Here is a 22,899-nt window from a genome sequence, read left to right as displayed (position 1 = left end):
TTCTTGACTCAAGCATTAATGCAGTACGATCTTCAAAGTTAAGATGATGGTATGACAATTTTATATACTCCATAAACCCTTTAAATTAATTAGGTGGTTTATGTCGCACTTCAAGTTTTACTCTGCCAAGTATTTACAATTATTCCTGCACAATTAAAAATAGAATTTATATTTAGTGATTTAGCAATCTCAACTATCGGCTTACCATTTAGATCTTTAATCTCTTTTTTAAAGTATTCATCATTAAAGTAAATACTCGAGAATCTTGTTACATCAAAATGAACCCAAGTAGTTGCTCCATTTGCTCCACTCTTAAATTTTGTTGGCTCTAAATATATTTTATCAGAAGCCCTTTCTTCACTTGCTCCCATTTTTACAGTCATAATTTCTTTTCTAATAAACTCTACATCTTCTATAGCCTTAGTTCTTTTCCCATTTTTTTTGATGTGTATATCTAGCGCTAAACCCATATGGTTTACTGTGGTTCTGCCTTTTTTCTTATTATCACCTATACATCTATAACCAGATTCAATATAAGCCACTTCAAGGCCTTTAGGTTTAAATTCATTTTTTAAATAGAAATTTAAAGATTTTAATATCCATATTAATGACCTATGTAATCCTGGATATTCATTGGCAGTATTAAAGCCTGACTTTGTATTTCTTCTATTCATACCATAGCCTGAACATTCTCCACAAGGGCAACTGGCTTTAGCCATAAAATTAGCAATCGGGTATTCATAATAAAACTTATCTAAAGCAACTAAAACACTGCCACATATTTTTCCAGTTTCTGGCACCCCCATATAATCTCTTTGAAACTGTTTAATACATTTCGCAGTTAAAGGAGTAAACTCATCTGTAGGTAATGCACCTCCAAATCCAGCTAATCTGATATTAACTTCTCTAATTAATTCACTTTGACCTTTTGATATACACTGAGGATTATTTTCACACAAATTTTTGGTATTGGTTTTAGGTGTTCCACTCTCTTGGCTACGGTCTTCTGTAATATCAATTTTTACCGATTCTGAAAGTGCTTTTTTCCCTTCTTCATACCATTCATTAAGTTGTTCTAACGCTTTCCTTTGGTATTCTTCAAATGTAGTAGCAATGCCTGTATCTGCCGTAGTAGCAACTTTTTTATCTTCTGTTTTACTTTTTTCTATTGGTTGAGTACTCGTTTTTTTATTCGTACTAATATTATTCCCTGTTGCAGGTGTATTAACTGGTAGCTTAATTACTTGGCCTATACTAATTCTATTAGCATCTTTTATTCTATTCAGCTTTTCAAGTGCTCGAACTGTGGTCTGATATTTCTGCGCAATAGATGATAAAGTTTCACCCTTTTTAATAGTATGTGTTTTACGCTTATAACTTCCCTGACTTCCATTATTATCAACTGTTTTTAAATCCAATAGAATTTTAGGGCTAATTACCGTGACAAGCATACGATCTTTCGACATTGTGAATGTCTGAACTTTTTTCATACCTATGCCAAAAAGGCTTTTGACGTAAATATCTAAAACTGTTCCTTTATCTCTTTGAATCTCGTATAGGCATCCTTTAGAGTTGGTAAAGCCACGCACTACATGTTGGCCTGTTTTACTATTTTTAACTTCATATTGAACTTTAGAAATTGGGTTACCCAATAAATCTAAAATTTGTATGGTTGCTAAAGACTTATTCACCATTTTTGTTTTTATATCCTAGTTATTATTATGTTCTATTAAATCTTCTACATCATAACCCTGAACATTTAATTCCCAATCATCATTAAGGCCTACTAAAACTTCAATCTTAGAAGGATCTGCTGTAGTCATTTTTTTAGTACGACCATGCTCATCAAGCTGACCTGATATATATGAATTTGTCTCTGGAATAAAAGCTTTATAAGTTAATGTACTGAAGTCAGATTGCCAAAATAAATCATATACATCCAGTCTGTTGCTATATAAAGGCTTGTTGGGAAGCTGAGGTACTTCATACGTTACGTTTGCTCCCCCCATAAAACTATGCTTCCCAGCCTTACACTCAAACTTCCCACTTGTAGTACTAAATACTCCCTGTCCATTAATCTTTAACTGAGATCCACCCGCAGTCAGTACAATTTCTTTAGGACTTATAATTTCAATCTGATCTTCAGTCGAAATAATTTTGATTTGTTTGCGAGCAATAGCTTCAATTGCATCATCTTGTGCTTGAAGCTCAATTTTGCCTTTTGCCGCAATGGCTCTGAATCCTTTTTGTGCTGCAAACAGGCTAATCCTGTCCTGGGCATGGGCAATTAAAGATTTCTGGGTTGAAAAATTGATGCTATCCGCGGCACTGTGGTTAATCTGTTTATCGGCTGATAAATGCAAATCTTGATTCGTTGAAAGTGCAATCGAATTTGGTGCACAAAGTACCATTAGCGCCTGTTTAAAGGTTTCAGCCGTACTTTGATCCTGCTGTTCAATTTGGTTCAGAAAATTTGTCAGATGATCTAACCCTTCTAAGGGATCTGTTTGCTGATTTTTGGCAATCTCACTTAAGGCTTTACTATGATTCAAACTAGATTCAAGCTGGCTTTTCGCAGGACTGGCATTTAAGTGATTGGCATTGGCATTTTCTTGTTTATAGGTAGAGAGAAGCAAGCCAGCTCCCGCTCTAAGTGCTCCCCATTGATCTGTTCTTAACTCAAAGCCCTCACCACGCCCGTCGCTAGCCTCATCTTCTTTTGGATGACTTAGATTTCCTAAATTTAGCTGACTGGCCCCATGACTACTTTGCAGCTGTGCACTAATCTGTCCAGTTGTATCATCGAAGCGAAGCTGGTTAAAACCTTCACCCTCCACCTCTTGAGAACGGATACCACTTAGTTTTTTAGTGAATGGCAACTGCCCCTTCTTATCAAACATAGTTTGATAACGTTCAGCTTCATGAATACGTCCAACAATAAAGGGACGATCAATATCCCCTTCGAAGAAATCAATCACTACGATTTCCCCGATACGTGGATGGAATCGGGCGCCATAACCTTCACCTGCCCATGGCGTTAGCACATCTACCCAGGCCGAATCAGTGTCATTATCATTGGCGCCAGCACCACCATCATGCTGATGATCTTCACTACGGGTAAATAAAAAACGAACCTTCACGCGTCCCCATTCATCGACATAAATAGTCTCACCTTCAGGCCCTACCACTTTCGCCCGTTGTGGATAGGCCATTGGCCGATGTTGTAGTGGATGATATTCAGGTATCACCTGAATATCTCGACGAATTAAATACAGCTCACTGCCTTGTCTCTCGTCATCCAGAACTTTCCAGCGACTGGACAGCATGAGCTGATCCACCTGTAGCAAAATGTCTTTTGGTAAATTATTCTGGTTATAGAAATCTTTACCTAAGATGAGAAACTCTCGCTGATTTTCCGGATGTTGATCAATTTCGGGATGATCATGCAGCTCAAACCAGTAACCCACTTGGGCATCACGAACACTACTGCTGGCCTTAAAATATTTGGACTGCATGGCATGATAGTGACTAAGTTGCTGACTAAGTTGATCCAGTTGAGCTGGACTGGATGATGTAGCCTGATCTTCTCTATTTAGGTCACTGGTCCAAGCTGGGCTGATGTTCCAGACATCTTCCAGATTTAAACTAGTATGATCCTGAACACTACTCTGCTGAATATTCACCAATCGCTGGTTTTGCTCCTGCTCCAGATCTATAGCTTGCCAGCGTTGCAATCCAACATTGTTTGGCACTAATTGGCGCTCAGCAATTAGGCTGGTGATAGTATCGAATTGCTCAGTTGCATGACTGCGATGGAAGCGGATGGAACGGCGCTTTAAGGCTTGAAAATATTGCTGCTCATCAACAAGACGCAGGACTTGTGGCTGAATGGTTCGAGCTGATATTGAAATGATTAATTCCTTTTCATCAATCAGCCAGTTAATACCCTCACTACGCCATAGGCGGGTCAGAAAGTCATAATCACTTTCATTGGACTGTATGACCAATGGCCGTACATCATATTCACGATTTAGTCCGGAAAGATCCAAACTTAAACTTCTCGCAAATAAGCCACTTCGCTTTTGCCATTCAGTAAACAGAATTTCACTAATCGCTTTGACACTTTTATTCAAAAACACACGACTATTACGGCGTTTATGCCAAAGTGAAGTCGCATCTTCGAGAGTCAGCTGATAGACACTTAAAGCACCATCGCTATGCCCCTGTTTAGCTGCGGTAATGATACCTGTAGTCCGGAAAAGCTCACCTTGATCAGTGACCTGATCAACAGCAACCTGACAGCCAATAAACTGTTTTAAGGCAATATAAGGATGGGTGGATAGACAAAGTAATTCAGCATGTAGCCCCTCATTGATCCAGTGCCTGCCTTCAATACGCTGAATCAGAACCTGAGAATTTAAAATTTCATTAGAAAATCGGAGATGAAGTGCACGCTTCTGTGAGCTTAGACCCAAGCCTTCAAGCACCGTATAAATACTCTGTAGCATTTTATAATTATTATTTAAGGTTATTTTTATCGCACTGATTTTAGGGAATAAGCTTAGAACAATCCATCTTGGTATTTATTTCACATGAATTAACCACGAATAGCCTTAACCTGACCTTATATTCTCTATGTTTATGAAATAGAAGATGTATTCTGTTTCAACCTTTTCGATTTTTCTGATTATTTGCTGATTCACTTACTGCTACACTGAAAGCCGAATACTTTATATCTCCTACATCATCCTCGATTACAGGATAAGCCAGAGGCCAAGGACATGCTTGAGTTACATTCTAAACTTCCCAATCTGGGCGTTACTATTTTTAGTACTATGTCGGCCTTGGCACAAAAACTCGGAGCAATTAACCTGTCACAAGGTTTTCCAGATTTTCCTGCTCCACCGCAATTGATTGAAGCCCTCAGTCGGGCGGCTGAAAATGGTTTTAATCAATATGCACCGGGTGATGGTTTACCAGTATTACGTGGGCTGGTCGCTGATCTTTATCAGCATCGTGACCAGCTCATTCTAGACCCGGTAGATGAAATCACCATTACTCCTGGCGCAACGATTGCAATCTTCTGTGCAATTCAGGCAACGGTACGAACAGGTGAAGAAGTCATTATTTTTGATCCCAGTTATGACAGCTATGCGCCAAGCGTGAAGCTGGTCGGTGCCAAACCGATACATATCGCTCTAGAATATCCTGGTTTTTCTGTGGACTGGAATAAGGTCAAAGATGCAATCAATGACCGTACCCGCATGATTGTAGTGAATACACCGCATAATCCCACCGGAACGGTATGGACAGAGCAAGACTGGCAACAGCTGATTGAACTGATTCGTGATCGCAATATTGTAGTTCTGTCTGATGAAGTTTATGAACATCTGGTATTTGATGAAGTTCGTCATCATTCTGCAGCATCATTTCCGGAACTCCGTGAACGCAGTTTTGTGATTGGTTCTTTTGGTAAAACCTTTCATGTGACCGGCTGGAAAACTGGTTTCTGTGTTGCACCGCCAGCCTTAATGCAGATGTTCAGACAGATTTACCAGTTTGTCAGCTTCTGTGGTGTAACGCCAATTCAGGTGGCTTTGACTGAATATATGCAGCTACATTCTGAACATATCCATGAGCTGTCCGGTTTTTATCAGGCCAAACGGGATTTGTTTAATCATGCACTGACAGACTCCCGTTTTCACTGGACGCCGTCTCAAGGTACCTATTTCCAGAATCTGGATTACAGTGAAATTCGTCCTGATCTGGATGCACTGTCGATGTGTCACTATCTGGCTGAACAGCATGGCATTGTAGCGATTCCGGTATCAGCGTTTTATCAGGAGCCGCCTAAAGATTTACACTTATTACGCTTCTGCTTCGCCAAAAAAGATGAAACCTTAATAGAAGCGGCACAGATTCTTTCCAAAGTTTAAAAAAATAGACTTATTGGTTACTGAAAAGCTAAGGCGTTCTTGATGCGGATCAAGGATAATTTAGTCCTGATAAATATATGAAAAATCAAGAACAGGATGTCATATGGCACAGCAAGCATTGGTTCACCAGCAGAATTTATGGAAAACATTTTTTATTTTCCTGTTACCGCTGGTGGTTACCAACATCCTGCAAAGCCTGTCCGGTACGATTAATACTGTTTTTGTCGGGCAAATGCTCGGCGTGCAAGCAATTGCCGCTGTGGCAGTATTTTTCCCGATTCTGTTCTGTCTGATGGCTTTTGTGATTGGTCTCTCTGCAGGTTCTACGGTTCTGGTAGGACAAGCTTGGGGTGCCAGAAACCTGGAAAAAGTGCGCTGTGTAGTTGGCTCTACCCTGTTTATGACACTGATTGGTGGCAGCCTGATTGCCCTATTGGGTGTATTTTTTGCTGAAAATATCCTGCAACTCTTGGGTACAGATCCGGATGTGATGCACCTGTCTTTGCCTTATGTGCAATGGATGCTGGCCGGTAGTCCTCTGATTTTTATTTATATTATTTATACTTCAATTTTACGCGGGGTTGGAGACAGTACTACGCCACTGTTTGCCTCTGCCCTAACGATTGGTGTGGGCTTGGTAGTGACACCGGTCCTGATCGCGGGTTATTTTGGTTTTCCTAAGATGGGGGTCATCTCTCCAGCAATTGCAACCATTCTGGGCAACTTGGCTGTTCTGTTATTTCTCATTCTCTATTTAAATTATAAGCGTCATCCTCTAAGACCAGACTGGGCGTTGATCAAAGATATCCGTCATCAGCCCCAGCTCAGCAAGATTATCCTGCGCTTAGGTATTCCAACCGGGGTTCAAATGGTCACAACTTCAGTCGCTGGTCTGGTCATTGTAGGTCTGGTCAACCGTTATGGTGCAGAAGCGACGGCGGCCTATGGTGCCGTGAATCAGGTGCTGAATTATATTCAGTTCCCTGCCCTTTCTATTGCCATTGCGGCTTCCGTCTTTGGGGCACAGGCCATTGGTGCTGGTAAAAATGATTTGCTCAATAAAGTGACCCGAACTGCCTTAAGTATGAATATCTTGTTCACAGGTAGTCTGGTGATTCTGGCTTATCTGTTTTCTAAATATCTGATGGCACTATTTATCACTGATCCGCAGGTCGTGGTATTGGGTCAGCAACTTCTCTTCATTGTCCTATGGTCGATTTTGTTCTTTGGTGCTAGTGCAATTTTTGCTTCGATCATGCGGGCCAGTGGCACAGTAACAATCCCTATGTTGATCAATATCATTGCCATTATTGGAATTGAAGTACCAGCTGCCTATATGTTCAGCCGCTGGTGGGGTTTACAAGGGATCTGGTATGGCTATGCCCTTGCCTTTGTCTGTCTTTGTATTATGCAAGGCTTGTATTACCAGTTTATCTGGAAGAAAAAGACCATCGAGGCACTGGTTTAATCTTCCGGCCTGAACTACTGGATAAACCTTAGTAAACCACCTCTAAAGAGCGTATTTCCTGCTTAATCCATATTTTTTATATGGATTCATTTTTATTATATTTTTCAGGCATGAAGATCCTTGTTATAAGCAGTGTATTGTATAAAAACACAAGGTCTTCTCATGGCTAAACGACAAATTAAACTGGGTGCTTTTATTCCAACGACTTCGCAACATGCGGCAGGTTGGCGCCATCCTGAATCTCGTCCTCAGGATCATTTAAGCATTGATTATGCGATTGAATTAGCAAAAACTGCTGAACGCGGCCTGTTTGATGCCTATTTCCTTGCAGATGGTCTGGCAGTCAACTGGAGTCATGGCGCTTCCAAACATAATAAGAATGTCGGTTATAGCGATAAAGTTGTGGGCTTTGAACCCGTCACCTTATTCGCAGCAATTTCAGCCGTCACCCAAAATATTGGTTTTATTGCCACTGCTTCTACCACCTATGAAGAACCATATCTGTTGGCACGAAAATATGCCTCTTTAGACCATATCAGTAAGGGTCGTACCGCATGGAATGTCGTGACCACCATTTCTGCTGAAACCGCGCGGAACTTTGGTTTTAGTGCGCATCCGGATGCCAAAGTCCGTTATGAGCGCGCGGATGAATTTATTGAAGTTGTACAGAAGCTCTGGGACTCCTGGGAAGATGATGCATTCCTCTATGACAAAGAAAATGGTCATTTCTTTGATACATCTAAACAGCACGAACCCCTGCATAGCGGCAAATATTTTAATGTCCAGGGTGCACTCAATGTCCCTCGTCCACCACAAGGCTATCCAGTGATTGTTCAGGCGGGCCAATCTGAAGATGGACGTGAGCTGGCCGCCAAATATGCCGAAGTGATTTTTACCGCCCAGCAAAGCCTGTCTGATGCACAAGCCTTCTACCGTGATGTTAAAGGCCGTCTGGCTAAATACGGTCGTCATCCGGATGATTTAAAAGTAATGCCGGGGGTCTCTGTCTTTGTAGCTAAAACTGAACAGGAAGCCAAAGAAAAATATGAATTACTGAATCGTCTGATTCATCCAGATGTCGGTTTGGGCTTACTGTCTGGTCTGGCAGGGGATATTAATCTTTCAAACTATGATTTGGATGCCCCATTTCCTCTAGAAGATATTGAGATCAAGTCTAGCCGTCAGCAAATGATGTTTGAGATTGCTGCGAAGCATCACTTTAGTATTCGCCAGCTATATGAATATATTGCCTCTGCTCGCGGTCACTGGACACTGATCGGGACACCTGCACAGGTAGTCGACCAGCTACAGGAATGGTTCGAAAATGAAGCGGCTGATGGTTTTAATGTCTTGCCACCAACGACACCTACCGGTCTGAATGACTTTGTCGATTTCATCGTACCTGAGCTACAACGCCGTGGTCTGTTCAGGACCGAATATGAAGGCACAACCTTACGTGAAAACTTAGGATTGAAACGTCCAGAAAATCAGTATGTGATTGCGCAACAAAATACTGCGGTTGCCTCTTAAACCATCCATTATAAAAAATGCCCGATAGGGCATTTTTTATTTCTTTAAGTTAAGTACTGGGGTAATTGATGCTAATAAAAATGACAAATATGGGCGAGGTTGTGTCGCTGTTGATTTCTGTTTAATTTAAAATGAATGAAGACCCTAGCCTACCAGCAAAACTGACCAGAGCCTGTGAGTAGCGGCTGTTGATCCTTCACGATTGAAAAATTTAATGCTTTTAGAATTTCTTTTTTCAACTGCTGTAGTCGCGTATTCTGGCGCTTACGTGGATAAGATAAGGGTACTTTTAAAACCTGTTCGATTCGCCCAGGATTAGCCTGCATCACGACTACTGAATTGCTCAGCAATAAGGCCTCAGCAATATCTTGGGTTGCTAAAATCACGGTAATTTTTTTGGTTTTCCAGATTCGCTGTAATTCTTCATGCAGATGATGACGCATTAGCGCGTCCAGTCCAGCAAAAGGATCATCTAATAATAAAATATCCGGTTGAGTAACCAGGCTTTTGGCAATGGCCACTTTCAGATTCATGCCAGCAGACAAGTGCGATGGATAAGCATCCTTAAACGGCGTCAGTTGCAGCAATTCCAGCTGTTCCTGAATTCTTCGGTTTTCCTCTTCTTTACTTAAAGGGATTTGATGTAAAGCCATGCGGATATTTTCCGTCACACTGAGCCAGTTAAACAGTCGATGATCCTGATAGACAATACTGAGATTTGGAAGATGTTCAGCTGGCTGTTTCCCCTGAATCAGAATCTGGCCCTGCTGATGCTGTTCCAAGCCCATCAGTAAGCGTAACAATGTGGATTTACCGCAGCCAGCATACCCTACCACACTGACAAAATCACCTGCATGAATATCTAGATTAATATCTTCGAGGACTTGGGTCTGCTGATCTGGTGCGGTGCTATAACTTTTATATAAATTTTGAATCGTGATTCTACATTGAGATTGCTCCGTCATTTTTCCTCACCTTTTGCTGCAATACATATTTAATGATTGTTCTAGACTGGATCTATCCTGTTTATGAACTTGGATAAATTTCTGTCTCTTTTAGATCTGCTGAAAATAGGACTCTTTTGACTATAAAAGAGTTTAGGGTAAGGAGTTATCTTGATTTTTTATTTGGTTATCAAAAGCATGTATAGATTTTAATAGTTAGATATAAAATTATATATTTCAATAACTTAAAATTTTTTTCTTCTAGAAAACGTTATTTAAAATATTCCGAACAACCAAATCGCAACAATGCTTAGGGCAATAAAAAACCCGCGAATGCGGGTATTCAAATGGCTCTGCTTACCAGGCCAATTTATACTGTTCCAGTTCATGCGGCACAAGCTCGACCTGATCCTGGAAGTCAAGCAAGATGTCATTTTTAATGGCCGCCAGACGGTAGTCTTCACGTTTACGCGGACGTTCCAGATCCACTTTCACAATACGTTTGATTCGTCCCGGATGGGGTTGCATTACCACTACGCGATCACCTAACAATACCGCCTCTTCTACATCATGGGTGACCAGAATAGAGGTGATCTTTTCCGACTGCCAGATCCGCTGTAATTCCTGTTGCAAGTTGGCCCGAGTCAAGGCATCCAAGGCACCAAAAGGTTCATCCAGTAATAAAATTTGTGGACGATTCACCAGACTACGCGCAATTGCCACACGCTGGCTCATCCCCCCAGACAGCTGACTTGGATAGGCAGTTTTAAACTGGCTCAATTGCACCAGTTCCAGATGATAATCAATGAGTTCCTGCTTTTCGGCTTTGCTCAGGCCTGATTTTTCCAGCGCTAAAGCCACATTCTGCTCGACACTCAGCCAAGGGAACAAACGGTGATCCTGAAACACAATACCGCGATCCAGACTGGTGCCCTGAATCGGTTTGCCATCAATCAAAATACTGCCTTGAAACTCGGCATCAAGGCCCACCAAAAGCCGCAATAAGGTTGATTTACCACAGCCACTATTACCGACAATACTAATGAACTCGCCTGGCTGGATATTCAAATTAATCTGATCTAATACCTGCAACTCTTCCCCATCTTTAGGGAAGAACTTGTCGAGTTTCTGGATCTCGACATGACCCTTAATATTCACCTGTTGATTCATGTTGTTATCTCACATCTTTTATTTATTGGCCGCCTGACGCCAGCGTAAGTTATAGTTTTCAAAGAATTGTGCTGCCTTGGAAAATAACAGCCCGACAATCGCAATAATGGCCATGCCATATAGCACCACTTCCATCTGGAACAGGTTCTGTCCGTCCATGATTGGATTGACCACGCCAACCGAGGACACAAAAAAATACTCCGCGCCCACAGTCGCCACCCATGAAAATACCAGCGCAATATTCAAACCGGCAAAAATACTTGGGGCTGCTGCGGGTAAAATCACTTTAAAAAAAGTACGTACCGGACTGAGCTGGAAGATCTGCGCCACTTCTTTAATTTTGACCGGCACATTCTTGACCCCGTCATAGGTATTAAAGAACACCGGATAGAACACCACTAAGGCAATAAAAATCACTTTTGAAACTTCACCGTGTCCAAACCACATGATCATCAGTGGAATCCAGGCAAATACAGCCACGTGTTTAATGGCATTCAGTGTTGGAGAAAAGATTCGATCCAGCCAGACATTTAGACCCAGGGCCAAACCCAGCACTGCACCCATCACTCCACCGGCAATAAACCCTGCCGTGTTGCGAAGTAGGCTGGCGATAATGTTTTCTGTCACCTCGCCTGCCTGCCAGCTTTCTACAAAGGCTTGCCATACAGCAGCTGGCGGTGCCAGCAAAGCAGGATCAACCCATTGTTTTGCGGTCACGATTAACCAGGCAACCCACAGAACCGAAGGAATGACCCAGCCGCGATAATCTATTTTTTTCATGATATTCTCTCTATCTAGCCTGATCCCAACCACGGAACTGTTTTTGTATGAGGCGGATAATGACGTCAAAGCCAAATCCCACCAGTCCAATCACCACTACAGTTGCCATCACCACATCGAGCTGGAAAATCTGACGGCCATAGACCATCACATAGCCGATCCCTTCACTTGAGGCCAGCAGTTCTACTGCAACCAGAGCGCCCCATGAACTTGCCAGAGATAAACGCAGACCACCGATAAAACTGATAAAAGCACCCGGCAGAACCACATTTTTAAATCTGGACCAGGTGCTCAACTGATAAACTTCCGCGACTTCGGTCAATTGCTGTGAAATATTGCGCACGCCTTTAAATACATTCATGGTCATCGGTACCAGCGCGGCTTTAGCAATCAGAATAATCTTGAGGGCTTCATCAATCCCGACCAGTAAAATTAACAGTGGAATCCAGCCAATCACAGGTACCAGATTAATGGCTTTGAATGTGGGCCAGATATAGGCTTCTGCTCGACGCGATAGTCCCATGGTCAGACCTAAGACCAGTGCCAGTACAATGCCGGCACTGAACCCATAGCCAATTCGGCTCAGACTGACACTCAAATTGCTCCACAGTTCGCCAGTTTGATACAGATCTTTCAGGGCCACCCAGACCAGTTCAGGTGCAGGAAGCAATAAAGGATTCACCCAGTTCCGTTCTACCAACACATGCCACAGATAGAGCAACGCGATGGGGAAAATTGCTCCGATTCCCCATATGAACACCTGATTCTGTTTAAAAAAATTCAGAATATTTTTTCGGTTCAATCTGGATGCAGCACTGTCCTGTGTCGGTATCTTGGCTGTTTCAAGCTCGATTTCCTGTAACATCACTCAACCTCCTCAAGGGCATGATGGTTATTGCCCATTGGCATTCAGAGGTTTCCAATAGTTCTGTAAATTCAAAGTTTTTAAAGCATTATTGACATACTTCGGCTCAATCCAGGAATCAACATCAATATTGCCGCGAATCAGTTTCAAGTCTTGACCCGCTTTAAGCTTCTGCTTAATGAGTGACACGTTATAGGCATCAAAAATCGGGGCACTATGACGTTTCAGATCTACCCCAATATGGGCTTTATTGATGTTGCTATACGATATTCCAGATTTTGCCCAGAGTTTAAACAGGGCATCTTTATTAGCGGGCTTGCTTTCCCAAGCCGCTTGTTTGACCAAAACATTCACTACACGCTGAACCACTTCAGGATATTTTTGCTCAAACTTGGAATTCACCAGTACATAGCCTGAGGTTTTATAGAGATCAGGTTCATTTTTGGTACTATAAATAATCTTGGCAATACCGCGATCGACTACAGGAAAAATATAGCTACTGCTCCAGATTGCATCAATATCACCACTGGCTAAAGCGGAATACGCCACTGGGCCATCCATGTTGACAAAACGGAAGTCTTTCTCACTGAATCCGTATTTTTTGACCACATTAATAATCGATAAATGCAGATTGGTTCCTTTAAAGAAGCCTATTCGTTTCCCTTTTAAATCAGCAATCGATTTAGCCGGAGAACCCGGTGCTACCACCAGATAAGTATTATCCTGTGAGCCAGCCATGGCGACCAGTTTAGTGTCCAGACGACTGGCTTTGCCAATCAGTCCAGGCAAATCACCAATCCAGGTAATATCGACCAGACCATTCGCATAAGATTCATTAATCGCAGGACCCGCTCCTTTAAAGTTATTCCATTGTACTTTGATGCCATCTTTCTGGAATTCTTTTTCAAATAAACCCAAGGTCTGTGCAGTCGCATAGTAATTACCATAACCTACAGGGCGATTACCTGTACCGACCATCGGCGAAGCAAAACGGATCACGCTGGGTTTCGCCTCTGCGGCAGAGGTCTGAATCGCTGGCAGCAGTGTTGTTGTAGAGAGAAGGCCGGCAAAGAATACTTTTGACCATTTAAACATGTGAAAATTCCTTAAAATATTTAAAAATTAAAATCCGTACTGGAACTGTGCGACCAGCTCGTTATAGCTTTTTTGGGTCAGATCGTTATTTACATGATTAAGATTGAGCTGGAACTTGGTGGTTTCAGCAAAGAAGGCATTTAAACCAATGCTGTGAATATCCACCGTTTGATTGGCCAGATTCTTGTCACGATCAATGCTGTCGTAACGATAGAAGGCCTGGTAAGACTTTGGCCACCAGTCGTCATAACGGCCCTGATTACGGAAGCCTTTGACAAACTGCTCACCGAAGTTCCAGAACAAGGTGCCTGTATGCGACTCACTTTCACGCTTATAGGTCTGTGCGGTTTGTGAAATGTAGGTGTCATCTTCACCTTGCACATATTCATAGGTCACACCGAATGGATGGTGGTTATAGTAAATATCGAAGCCTTTACGCAGCACATCGCCTTTACCAGCAAAGGCCGCACTAGTTCCATCAATTTCAAATAGATTGCTTTTGCCTTGATACCAGGACAGACCAAAACTCAGTTCACGCAGCCATGAGTTATATTCAGCAGGCAAGGTATAACGCAAACGTCCAATAAAGTTTTTGTCATCATTGTCATCCGATTTATTGGCTCCATTACCATTCACCAAGCCAAAGGCATAGCTGATCATTGGCGAGCGATAGTTATATCCATAGTCCACGGTTGGTAAGGCATCGCCACGTACAATCAAGCCGACTTCACGCAGTGCCAGTCCATAACCTAGGCCCGGCAAACTGAACAAGGCATTGTTAATGGTAGGTTTTAGGTCTTCAGTGGCCTGAACTTCCTGGCCAAATGGTAACAGTTGCTGACCTAAAGTAACGCTCAAGCGTCCCGTGTCGGCACTTAAGGTTGGCAATACGTGATAAGTCAGTTGCGCATCCAATAAGTTCAAATAACTGTTATTGGTTCCTGTCTGTGGAGAAGTACCAAAACGTAGATTGAAATCCAGGTTCTTGCCTTCTTCATAGTCTTTGTACAGATTGCCAATAAAACCAATTTGGACTGCACCTAAATCAAACGAAGAGTGACGGTCTTGAACTGCCATCCCGGTATTGGTGCCCGTAGGTGGAGTGCGCTGTGCTTCATCGATATAAGAAGCTTTGGCCTGCACGACTCCATTAATCAGCAGCTGACGTGTTGATAATGCCGTTTTGGTATCGCGGTCACGTTGTACCTGATATTTATAGTTTTCCAGATCGCTTTGCAGACCTTGCAACTCGGCACGTGTCACAAAGCTTTGGTCATCATCAGATTCAGTTTCTGCATCAGCAGATAGTTCAGCCTCATCAGCAGTAGTGGCTTCTGTAACGGCTTCGTTCTGATTCTGAATCTGCGCTAACTGGGTTTTTAATTGTTTTAATGACTGCTCGAGTTGACTGACCTGTTGTTGTAACTGACCTACCTCCGCATCTGCATGCGTTAAGCCAATACTCGCGCTTAGCAGAGTCAGTACCGTTGCCCCTTGTTTAAAATATTGCTTCATACAATCGACACACCTACAGTTTTGCCAGTGAAACATCAGTCGATTTGATCAGCACAATCACCTGACTTCCTACCTGCAAATCCAGCTCTTCTACAGAACGTGTCGTAATTACCGAAGTGAAAATACCCGAAGCAGTCACCACATCGACTTCAGAAACCACATCACCTTTTACAATTTCCTGAATAGTACCTTTTAACTGGTTACGCACATTAATAGATTGAATTGTCATTATTAATTCCTGTTGTTTTGATTGGAATTAATATGCATGATTTTTAATATAAAGAAAAATAATATAAATAGATTTTGATATATTATTTTATAAAATCTAAAAATATTATTTTAAATCCAGTTAATCTGATAATTTAAATATTCTTTATTTTTAATCACGATATTCTCATATTGCCAATCCAGAATATTTTGACTTGCCAGATTCTTTATTTCTTTATTAATAGTTTGGCGTGAAGCAGAGAGTAAATCTGCTAAATCATGCTGCGAAATTTTGAGTTTAATTTCAGTTCCCAGAGGATGAGATCGACCATATTGAATCGAAAGGTCATGCAAAACCTTGCATACTTTTTGATGTAAATTAGCGATTTGCAGGAATTTGACCTGCTGGATCAGATATTGCATCCGATGGCTGAGAATGTTTAAAGCATCCTGCTTTAAGTGATTGTTATCATTTACTTCTTCTATAAATATATGCTGTGGAATTTGCAGGACCTTGACCTGATTAAAAGCATAATAATCATAATCAATCACTTGTGTATTGAGGCAAGGAAGCAGGTTAATCAGATGCTTTTCCGAGAAATAATTAAAGGCATGAAAACGACCTGATGGGCTTAAATATCCAATCTGGATAATCCCATCAAGCAATATATATAAAGCAGTATGGCAATTTTCTTTATTTAATATCAAATCGCCTTTTTGATATTTTCGAATCGTTGAATATTTTAAAATATAATCCAGCTTATCCTCAGAGATATTTTTAAATATATTTTTTAATATGTCATAATCCACATTATTTTTTGCAGTATGAATTTTCATAAAATGATCCACCCTATATTTTATTTAAATATTAGATGGATCATTAATGACTGGCGAATCATTTATTCTTGATTCTTTAGCTATTTATATGCAAAGTTTCCAATTGAATAAGAATTACTTATGAAACTTTTTCATAAATACCGTCTTCGCTGTTATAGCGGAAATTGCTGATATCCTGCTTGACATCTTTACGCAGTTCACGGCTTGGACGGCCATCCACACCGACTGGCACATCACCCTCTAAAGTTACACGGCGTACTACACGGTGCTGGTCACCATAATCATTAATCGCACGGTGTTGCGTTGCACGGTTATCCCAGATCGCCACATCACCTGCACTCCAGCGCCAGCTGACAATATTTTCCAGCTTCTCTACATAACTTTGGAACAGGTCGAATAAACGGCGTGATTCACTTGAGCTATAACCGACGAAGCTCTTAAAGAAATGGCCCAATAACAAGGTTTTTTCACCTGTTTCAGGATGAACGCGTACTAATGGATGTTCAGTTTCATATTCAGTTGAATTGAAGTAGTTTTTATACTTTTCCAAAGCTTCTTTTGGAACACTGACTTTTGCAGCATAGTCAAAGTTGTTGCTGTGAATCGCACGCAAGCTATCCGCCAGTGTTTTCAGTTCTTCAGGTAAATCATTGTAGGCAGCGGTTGTATTTGCCCATACGGTATTGCCACCTACTGCGGGTGCAACCACGCTACGAAGAATAGAAGCTTTTGGATAGGCATCAATAAAGCTGATGTCCGTATGCCAGCTGTCTGCACGTGCACCACGTGAATCAATTTCCAGAATATGTGCAGAGCCATCTTTTACCGGCACAGTCGGGTGATTTAACGGCGTGCCTAAACGTGCTGCAAAGGCTTCTTGAGCGACATCATCCAGATGTTGCTGATCTTTAAAGAAGATCGCTTTATGCTGCAATAATGCTTGATTGATTTCATTCACCACTTCATCAGCCAAATCCGCTGACAGTTTTATGCCCTGGATTTCAGCGCCGATACGGCCACCAATTGGTTGAACCTGGATGTGTTTGTATTCATAAGCCATGATCATTTCCTCTATCTATAATTATGTCGACCTTCGGTCTGTGAAATCATCATGCCGAATCGGCTTATCTAACGCTGTCAATTTATTGACATTCTTATGCACCATTTTTGATTTATAAAATACTTTAGCTGCTTAAGTTTTCGGGCATAAAAAAACCCGCTTACGCGGGCTTTGATCAGATCGTTTTAAGCTGACTTTTTCTTCTGCTTGCCGAGGCGGGTAGCTAAAGCCGTGACCTTCTGATAGCCAGTTGGCATGAGGCGCTGGATTAAATCAATTGCTTTGGCATCATTCCCAATCAGCAGACGGCGTTTGTCTTTTTGCACCGCGTCCAGAATTTGACGCGCTGCTTCTTCCGGTGGACAACGCAGCAGCTTATTGAAATTCTGTGCAGATTTTTCCGGGTGCATTCCCAGACTACGAATACTGTCATTCATTTTCGCTGCAATGGCGATATTGGTACGGATTCCGCCTGGGTGTACACAGAGTGCGCTTACACCGCAGTTTTCCATATCCAGTTCCTGACGCAAGGATTCAGTAAAACCACGCACAGCGAATTTAGTGGCATTATAAGCGGACTGGGTTGGCTGGGCAGTTAAACCGAACAAGCTGGAAATATTAATGACATGACCATCACCGGTTTTCTTGATTAAAGGCAGGAACTCTTTGGTGCCATAGACCACGCCCCAGAAGTTAATGCCGACGATCCATTCCAGCTCTTCATAGCTAGCGCCTTCTACGGTAGAACCGAGTGCCACACCAGCATTGTTAAAAATCATATTCACGCTGCCATGATCTTTCTCGACCTCAGCGGCCCAAGCGTGCATTTCTTCCAGATTAGCCACATTGACCTTTTTGGTTGTGACACGAACATCACTACCTTGTAGCAGCTCAACAGTTTTAGCCAGACCCTGTTCATTCACATCGCTTAAAGCTAAATGACAGCCCTGCTTTGCTAAAAGCACTGCAAGTTGCTGGCCGATACCTGAACCTGCACCTGTGATGGCCGCGACTTTATTATTAAAATTTTTCATTGAATTTCCTTGATTAAAACACTGCCCTTCCATGACAGCCTGTTTTTCTGTCGCATAGGGATACAGCACACCGTTTCAATATAGTTTTGACAATCCTTATTGTCAATAATTCCAGCATGTCTCTACGGACCAATTTTCAGGTTTGAATTTCAGCATAGGTCAAAGCCGGATTTATTGATAAGATACTTAAAATCTCAAGCACATGAGTCTATAGTCTTTATGACGGATGCAGTAAATTCAGGACAAAAACTAGCAAGTAAAAGTAAGGAACGCCAGTTTAAAGGACTTTCCATGGCTGAGCGTCAGCAGGCGCGTCGTGAAAAGCTGATTGAGGCCGGGATTGAGGCTTATGGTCGTCATGGTTTCTTTTCAGTCACAGTGAAGGATATCTGTAACGAAGCCAAACTGACTGAACGTTATTTTTATGAATCCTTTAAGAAAAGCGAACATCTGTTCCAGACTATTTTCCTCAAGCTGATTGACCAGTTACAGCAGAATGTCATGCAGGCGATGATGCAAGCTTCTTCTGATCCAAAGAAAATGATCGAAGCCGGTCTGACTGCCTTGCTGACGACCTTACGTGACAATCCGGGTATGGCACGAATTATTTATATCGATGCGATGCTGGTTCAGGAACTGCATAATCAGGCCACGATTCATGAAACCATGGGCCGTTTCGACCGTATGATTCAGGCCTTTGTCATGCTGATGATGCCGAACCTGAATCGTTCTGAAAGAGAGATTTCCCTGGTCTCGACCGGACTCAATGGTTATGTTACCCAGATTGCCATTCGCTGGGTCATGAGCGGCTTTAAACAGTCACTGGAAGAAATTCTATCTTCCTGTAGTCTGGTGTTCTTTGCTTTACTAGATACTTTGGGTACAGAAAAACCGGCGGATCCGGTTAGATAATTTTTAAATCAAGATAAGGTCTACGTAGATCTAGCTCTCAGTGATCTACAAGATTTTGAATTAAGACCCTCTTATAAAATAACAGCTTAAATTGTGACAAATCTTTGCGAAAGGCCCCGGAACTACCTATTCTGCAATGATACTGTCATAATTAATCTTTGTAATAAGCCTGTCATAAATATAAAACGGTCCACCGTTTGCATGAAATAGGGTATTGCGCTGTGAAAGATGACTACATTCTAATTGTTGATGACGAACTGCCGATTCGTGAAATGATCCATACTGCTCTGGATATGGCGGGCTTTCAATGTTTACAGGCAGAAGATGCCAAGCAGGCTCATCAAATGATTGTGGACCAGCGTCCAGCATTGATTTTGCTGGACTGGATGATGCCAGGTGGCGTCAGTGGTGTCGATCTGTGCCGTCGTCTGAAACGTGATGAAAATCTGTCCGAAATTCCGGTCATCATGTTGACCGCGCGTGGTGAAGAAGATCATAAAGTTCAGGGACTGGATGCCGGTGCCGATGACTATATGACTAAACCATTTTCGACCCGTGAGCTGGTTTCACGTATTAAAGCTGTTTTGCGTCGCTCTAATGCCCTCAGCGGTGAAAAATCCATTGATGCTAACGGACTGGTATTAGACCCAGTCAGTCAGCGCGTGAATTTTGGCAGTACTATTCTGGATATGGGACCGACTGAATATCGTCTCTTGGCATTTTTCATGACCCATCCGGAACGTGCTTATACCCGTGCGCAATTGCTGGATCAGGTTTGGGGTGGCAACGTCTATATTGAAGACCGGACTATTGATGTGCATATCCGTCGCCTGCGTAAGGTACTTGAACCTTATGGCGCTGACCGTTATGTACAAACTGTGCGTGGCACCGGTTACCGTTTCTCGACCCGTGCCGACGTTGCACTGGGTTAATTGTTTTTAGGTAAATCTTGTTTTATGTATGAGCCCTATCCTGTTCCCGAACTGTCACATGAGCACAAAAGACTCCGTTACAGCAGCCTATGGGATTTTGCCAAGCAAGATTTACGTCTACTTCTTCTCTTCCTGGTGATTGCCAGTTGTATTGGCCTAGGCATCGGCTATTTCTGGATCTGTATCGTTCTGGCCTTTGTTGCCTTCTTTGGCACACAGTTGCGTTCACTCTACCTGGTCAATGAATGGATCTCGAACCGTCCCTATGATGTACCACCAAATATCAATGGGATCTGGGGTGCTTTACTGTTCAATGTCTATCGGGCCCAGCGTCAGGAACGTGTCGTTCAGGCGGAGATGGTCGAGCTGATTGACCGTGCTCAATCCTCGCTAGTCGCCCTACAAGAGGCTGTGGTACTGATTGATGAAAATCAGCAGATTGAATGGTGGAATCCGGCGGCAGAACGGTTACTGGGGATTGGTCAGGAAGATCGCGGCCGCAATATCCTGAGTTTGTTACGTCAGCCAAATTTCATTGATTACTATCATCATATTGATGATGCACCTGATGGCCTTAAAATGAAGTCTTCGATATTCGAAGATCATTATGTGCAAATCAAAATGACCCGTTTTGGCGGTGAAAGCCGCTTACTGGTCGCCTATGATGTGACCCGGATGCATAATCTGGAACAGATGCGTAAGGACTTCGTCGATAATATTTCGCACGAACTGCGTACGCCGTTAACTGTGCTCAGTGGCTATATCGAAACCTTTACCGATCAGGAAGATATTAGTCCACGTTGGAAACGCGCCTTTGACCAGATGCAGTCCCAGACCCGTCGCATGAATGCGCTGGTGAATGACCTGTTGCTGCTATCCCGTCTGGAAAATGACAAGAATATTGCCAAGAATCAGATTATTGACATGCCTAATCTGATGAATCAGCTGTTTGATGATGCGCAAGCCTATAACGTGGATTATGGCCATACCCTAAATCTGGATATTGACAGTCACTGTGACCTGATCGGCTCAGATATGGAAATTGCCAGTGCCTTCAGTAACCTGATTACCAATGCTATCAAGTACACGCCTAAAGGTGGAACTGTCACCATGGGCTGGCATGATGATGGTGAATCGGCCTATTTTGTCGTAGAAGATACTGGAATTGGGATTGATCCTAAACACTTGCCACGTTTGACCGAACGTTTCTACCGGGTAGATTCTGACCGTAGCCGCCGTACTGGTGGTACAGGTTTAGGACTGGCGATTGTGAAGCATGTACTGATGCAACATCAGGCCCAACTCGAAATTGATTCCCGTGAAAATCAGGGATCCACCTTTAAGGTGATTTTTCCTAAAGAACGACTCAGTTTCCCGGACTGATTCAGAAATAAAAAAGGTGCAAATCGCACCTTTTCTTTTTTAGCGAAGGCTTTAAGACTTTAATGCCTGCTCCTTGGATAAGGCCCGTAAATAAGCTGCACGATGCGAGATCCGTTCCAGATAGGCTTGAATCGCCGGATAGCTTTTACCGGTACGGCTTTGCATAGCTTCAAGCGGGAAGCTCATCTGGATATCAGCAAAACTGAAACGACCGGCAAAATATTCATGCTGGCTTAAATGATCTTCCAGAAACTGGATATGGTCTTTTAAACGGCTTTGCACAAACTGCTTCTTCACCCCTTCACAAATTGTTTTAGCCACGGGACGTACCAGAAATGGCACCTGCTCAGGGACTTTGGTCATCACCAGTTGCATGACCAGCAAAGGCATCAAAGACCCTTCTGCATAATGCATCCAGTAGCGGTATTGCGCCTTGTTCTCGGCACTGATCGGCTGAAACTGATGGGTCGAATCATAGGTTTCTTGGAGATACTCCAGAATGGCGGCAGACTCAGCCAGTACCAGATTCTGATCTTCCAGAATCGGGGCTTTACCCAGAGGATGAACCTGTTTCAAAGCAGGCGGAGCAGAATAGTTAGGCAGGCGTTTGTAATACTTGATCTCATAATCAAGTTCCAGCTCTTCCAAGGCCCACATGATTCGAAATGATCTTGATTGTTCGAGATGATGTAAAACACGCATATTAGACTCATGATTTTATTGTTATTACTGCGTGAGCATAGCAAAAAGTCTGGCTCTAACTAAAGAGTTTATCAGTCTACTTACATTTTCCCTACCGGATATAGCGTACTCTCTTTTAGCTTAAATCAGGCTAGTGCGGATCTCCAGACTGCGTAACAGGGTTTTGGTCACCGGAGTTTTGGCACAAATCTCCAGAATTTTCTGCTGCAAAGCCGAATCATGAGTAATATCGAAACTTAAGCGTCGTTCAATCCATTCCTGTCCTTCTTTATTCACAAAAAATTCTGCTTCAACCTGAAAGTCGCCCAGTTCAATGTCCTTATGTTTGGCATACATACGCAAAGTAATCATGGTGCAAGAGATCAGGCTGCCTAAAAGCAGATCATAAGGTGCAGGACCTGCATCCTGCCCGCCGAAGGATTCAGGTTTATCAGTCAGGTAATGATGCTGGCCATGACTGATTTCTCCCTGCCATGGTATGGTTAAGCTCTGTATTTTGGCAATTGCGATACGGGCCATACTGATCCTT

At 42.5% G+C, this 22,899-nt stretch carries 19 protein-coding genes and 1 pseudogene; 6 read left to right on the top strand and 14 right to left on the bottom strand.

What is annotated here, in order from left to right:
- Window positions 1–137 precede the first annotated feature (137 nt).
- Both FTV12_RS05325 and FTV12_RS05320 read right to left on the bottom strand, forming a co-directional pair.
- A pseudogene (locus FTV12_RS05325) lies at window positions 138–1,694 on the bottom strand (LysM peptidoglycan-binding domain-containing protein); the annotation flags it as partial.
- A 15-nt stretch (window positions 1,695–1,709) separates the two neighbouring features.
- Window positions 1,710–4,508 (bottom strand): type VI secretion system Vgr family protein, encoded by a 2,799-nt coding sequence (locus FTV12_RS05320; RefSeq protein ID WP_180033651.1) that lies wholly within the window; start codon window positions 4,506–4,508, stop codon window positions 1,710–1,712.
- Window positions 4,509–4,781: 273 nt separating this feature from the next.
- On the opposite strand from FTV12_RS05320, the gene FTV12_RS05315 reads away from it, so the two are divergent.
- The 3 genes from FTV12_RS05315 to FTV12_RS05305 all read left to right on the top strand — a co-directional run bounded on the left by FTV12_RS05315 (window position 4,782) and on the right by FTV12_RS05305 (window position 8,934).
- On the top strand, window positions 4,782–5,936 hold the full coding sequence (locus FTV12_RS05315; RefSeq protein WP_180033650.1) for a methionine aminotransferase: 1,155 nt from the start codon (window positions 4,782–4,784) through the stop codon (window positions 5,934–5,936).
- A gap of 103 nt (window positions 5,937–6,039) precedes the next feature.
- Complete coding sequence (locus tag FTV12_RS05310; RefSeq protein WP_180033649.1) at window positions 6,040–7,404, top strand: MATE family efflux transporter; 1,365 nt, start codon at window positions 6,040–6,042, stop codon at window positions 7,402–7,404.
- Between the two features lie 162 nt (window positions 7,405–7,566).
- Entirely contained in the window at window positions 7,567–8,934 is a 1,368-nt protein-coding gene (locus FTV12_RS05305; protein ID WP_180033648.1) for an LLM class flavin-dependent oxidoreductase, read from the top strand.
- A gap of 149 nt (window positions 8,935–9,083) precedes the next feature.
- Here FTV12_RS05305 and FTV12_RS05300 read toward each other — a convergent pair whose 3' ends face one another.
- The 10 genes from FTV12_RS05300 to FTV12_RS05255 form a co-directional block, all read right to left on the bottom strand.
- Window positions 9,084–9,899, bottom strand: a complete 816-nt coding sequence (locus FTV12_RS05300) for an ABC transporter ATP-binding protein (RefSeq protein WP_180033647.1) — start codon at window positions 9,897–9,899, stop codon at window positions 9,084–9,086.
- 336 nt (window positions 9,900–10,235) lie between these two features.
- Entirely contained in the window at window positions 10,236–11,048 is an 813-nt protein-coding gene (locus FTV12_RS05295) for an ABC transporter ATP-binding protein (protein WP_166138948.1), read from the bottom strand.
- Between the two features lie 18 nt (window positions 11,049–11,066).
- On the bottom strand, window positions 11,067–11,828 hold the full coding sequence (locus FTV12_RS05290; protein WP_159124133.1) for an ABC transporter permease: 762 nt from the start codon (window positions 11,826–11,828) through the stop codon (window positions 11,067–11,069).
- A gap of 10 nt (window positions 11,829–11,838) precedes the next feature.
- Complete coding sequence (locus FTV12_RS05285; RefSeq protein WP_180033646.1) at window positions 11,839–12,693, bottom strand: ABC transporter permease; 855 nt, start codon at window positions 12,691–12,693, stop codon at window positions 11,839–11,841.
- Between the two features lie 27 nt (window positions 12,694–12,720).
- The gene (locus FTV12_RS05280) at window positions 12,721–13,788 is read right to left on the bottom strand and encodes an ABC transporter substrate-binding protein (RefSeq protein ID WP_180025416.1); all 1,068 of its coding nucleotides are present in this window, start codon (window positions 13,786–13,788) and stop codon (window positions 12,721–12,723) included.
- 27 nt (window positions 13,789–13,815) lie between these two features.
- Window positions 13,816–15,303 carry a hypothetical protein gene (locus tag FTV12_RS05275; RefSeq protein ID WP_180033645.1) on the bottom strand — a complete coding sequence of 496 codons (1,488 nt, stop codon included), beginning with the start codon at window positions 15,301–15,303 and terminating at the stop codon, window positions 13,816–13,818.
- A gap of 13 nt (window positions 15,304–15,316) precedes the next feature.
- Window positions 15,317–15,532, bottom strand: coding sequence for a molybdopterin-binding protein (locus FTV12_RS05270; protein ID WP_179992729.1), 216 nt, complete (start codon window positions 15,530–15,532; stop codon window positions 15,317–15,319).
- A gap of 110 nt (window positions 15,533–15,642) precedes the next feature.
- Entirely contained in the window at window positions 15,643–16,347 is a 705-nt protein-coding gene (locus FTV12_RS05265) for a Crp/Fnr family transcriptional regulator (RefSeq protein WP_180033644.1), read from the bottom strand.
- Window positions 16,348–16,465: 118 nt separating this feature from the next.
- On the bottom strand, window positions 16,466–17,407 hold the full coding sequence (locus tag FTV12_RS05260; protein ID WP_180018351.1) for a TauD/TfdA family dioxygenase: 942 nt from the start codon (window positions 17,405–17,407) through the stop codon (window positions 16,466–16,468).
- Between the two features lie 185 nt (window positions 17,408–17,592).
- A complete protein-coding gene (locus FTV12_RS05255) occupies window positions 17,593–18,441 on the bottom strand; it encodes an SDR family oxidoreductase (RefSeq protein ID WP_180033643.1) in 849 nt (282 codons plus the stop codon).
- 219 nt (window positions 18,442–18,660) lie between these two features.
- Between FTV12_RS05255 and FTV12_RS05250 the strand changes: the two genes are divergently transcribed.
- The 3 genes from FTV12_RS05250 to phoR all read left to right on the top strand — a co-directional run bounded on the left by FTV12_RS05250 (window position 18,661) and on the right by phoR (window position 21,668).
- Window positions 18,661–19,353: a TetR/AcrR family transcriptional regulator gene (locus FTV12_RS05250; protein ID WP_179992733.1), complete on the top strand. Its 693-nt coding sequence runs from the start codon at window positions 18,661–18,663 to the stop codon at window positions 19,351–19,353.
- Between the two features lie 221 nt (window positions 19,354–19,574).
- The gene (phoB, locus tag FTV12_RS05245; protein ID WP_159124126.1) at window positions 19,575–20,285 is read left to right on the top strand and encodes a phosphate regulon transcriptional regulator PhoB; all 711 of its coding nucleotides are present in this window, start codon (window positions 19,575–19,577) and stop codon (window positions 20,283–20,285) included.
- 24 nt (window positions 20,286–20,309) lie between these two features.
- Window positions 20,310–21,668 (top strand): phosphate regulon sensor histidine kinase PhoR, encoded by a 1,359-nt coding sequence (phoR, locus tag FTV12_RS05240; protein WP_159124125.1) that lies wholly within the window; start codon window positions 20,310–20,312, stop codon window positions 21,666–21,668.
- A 51-nt stretch (window positions 21,669–21,719) separates the two neighbouring features.
- Here the strand turns inward: phoR and FTV12_RS05235 are convergent, their stop codons facing one another.
- Window positions 21,720–22,370: a glutathione S-transferase gene (locus tag FTV12_RS05235; RefSeq protein ID WP_180033642.1), complete on the bottom strand. Its 651-nt coding sequence runs from the start codon at window positions 22,368–22,370 to the stop codon at window positions 21,720–21,722.
- Window positions 22,371–22,490: 120 nt separating this feature from the next.
- On the bottom strand, window positions 22,491–22,889 hold the full coding sequence (locus FTV12_RS05230; protein WP_180033641.1) for an OsmC family protein: 399 nt from the start codon (window positions 22,887–22,889) through the stop codon (window positions 22,491–22,493).
- Window positions 22,890–22,899 lie beyond the last annotated feature (10 nt).

This window comes from Acinetobacter sp. YH12233, from assembly GCF_013417725.1.
Lineage (GTDB): Bacteria > Pseudomonadota > Gammaproteobacteria > Pseudomonadales > Moraxellaceae > Acinetobacter.
Note: the sequence above shows the minus strand (reverse complement) of the source record. Positions and strands in the feature narration are given on the sequence as shown.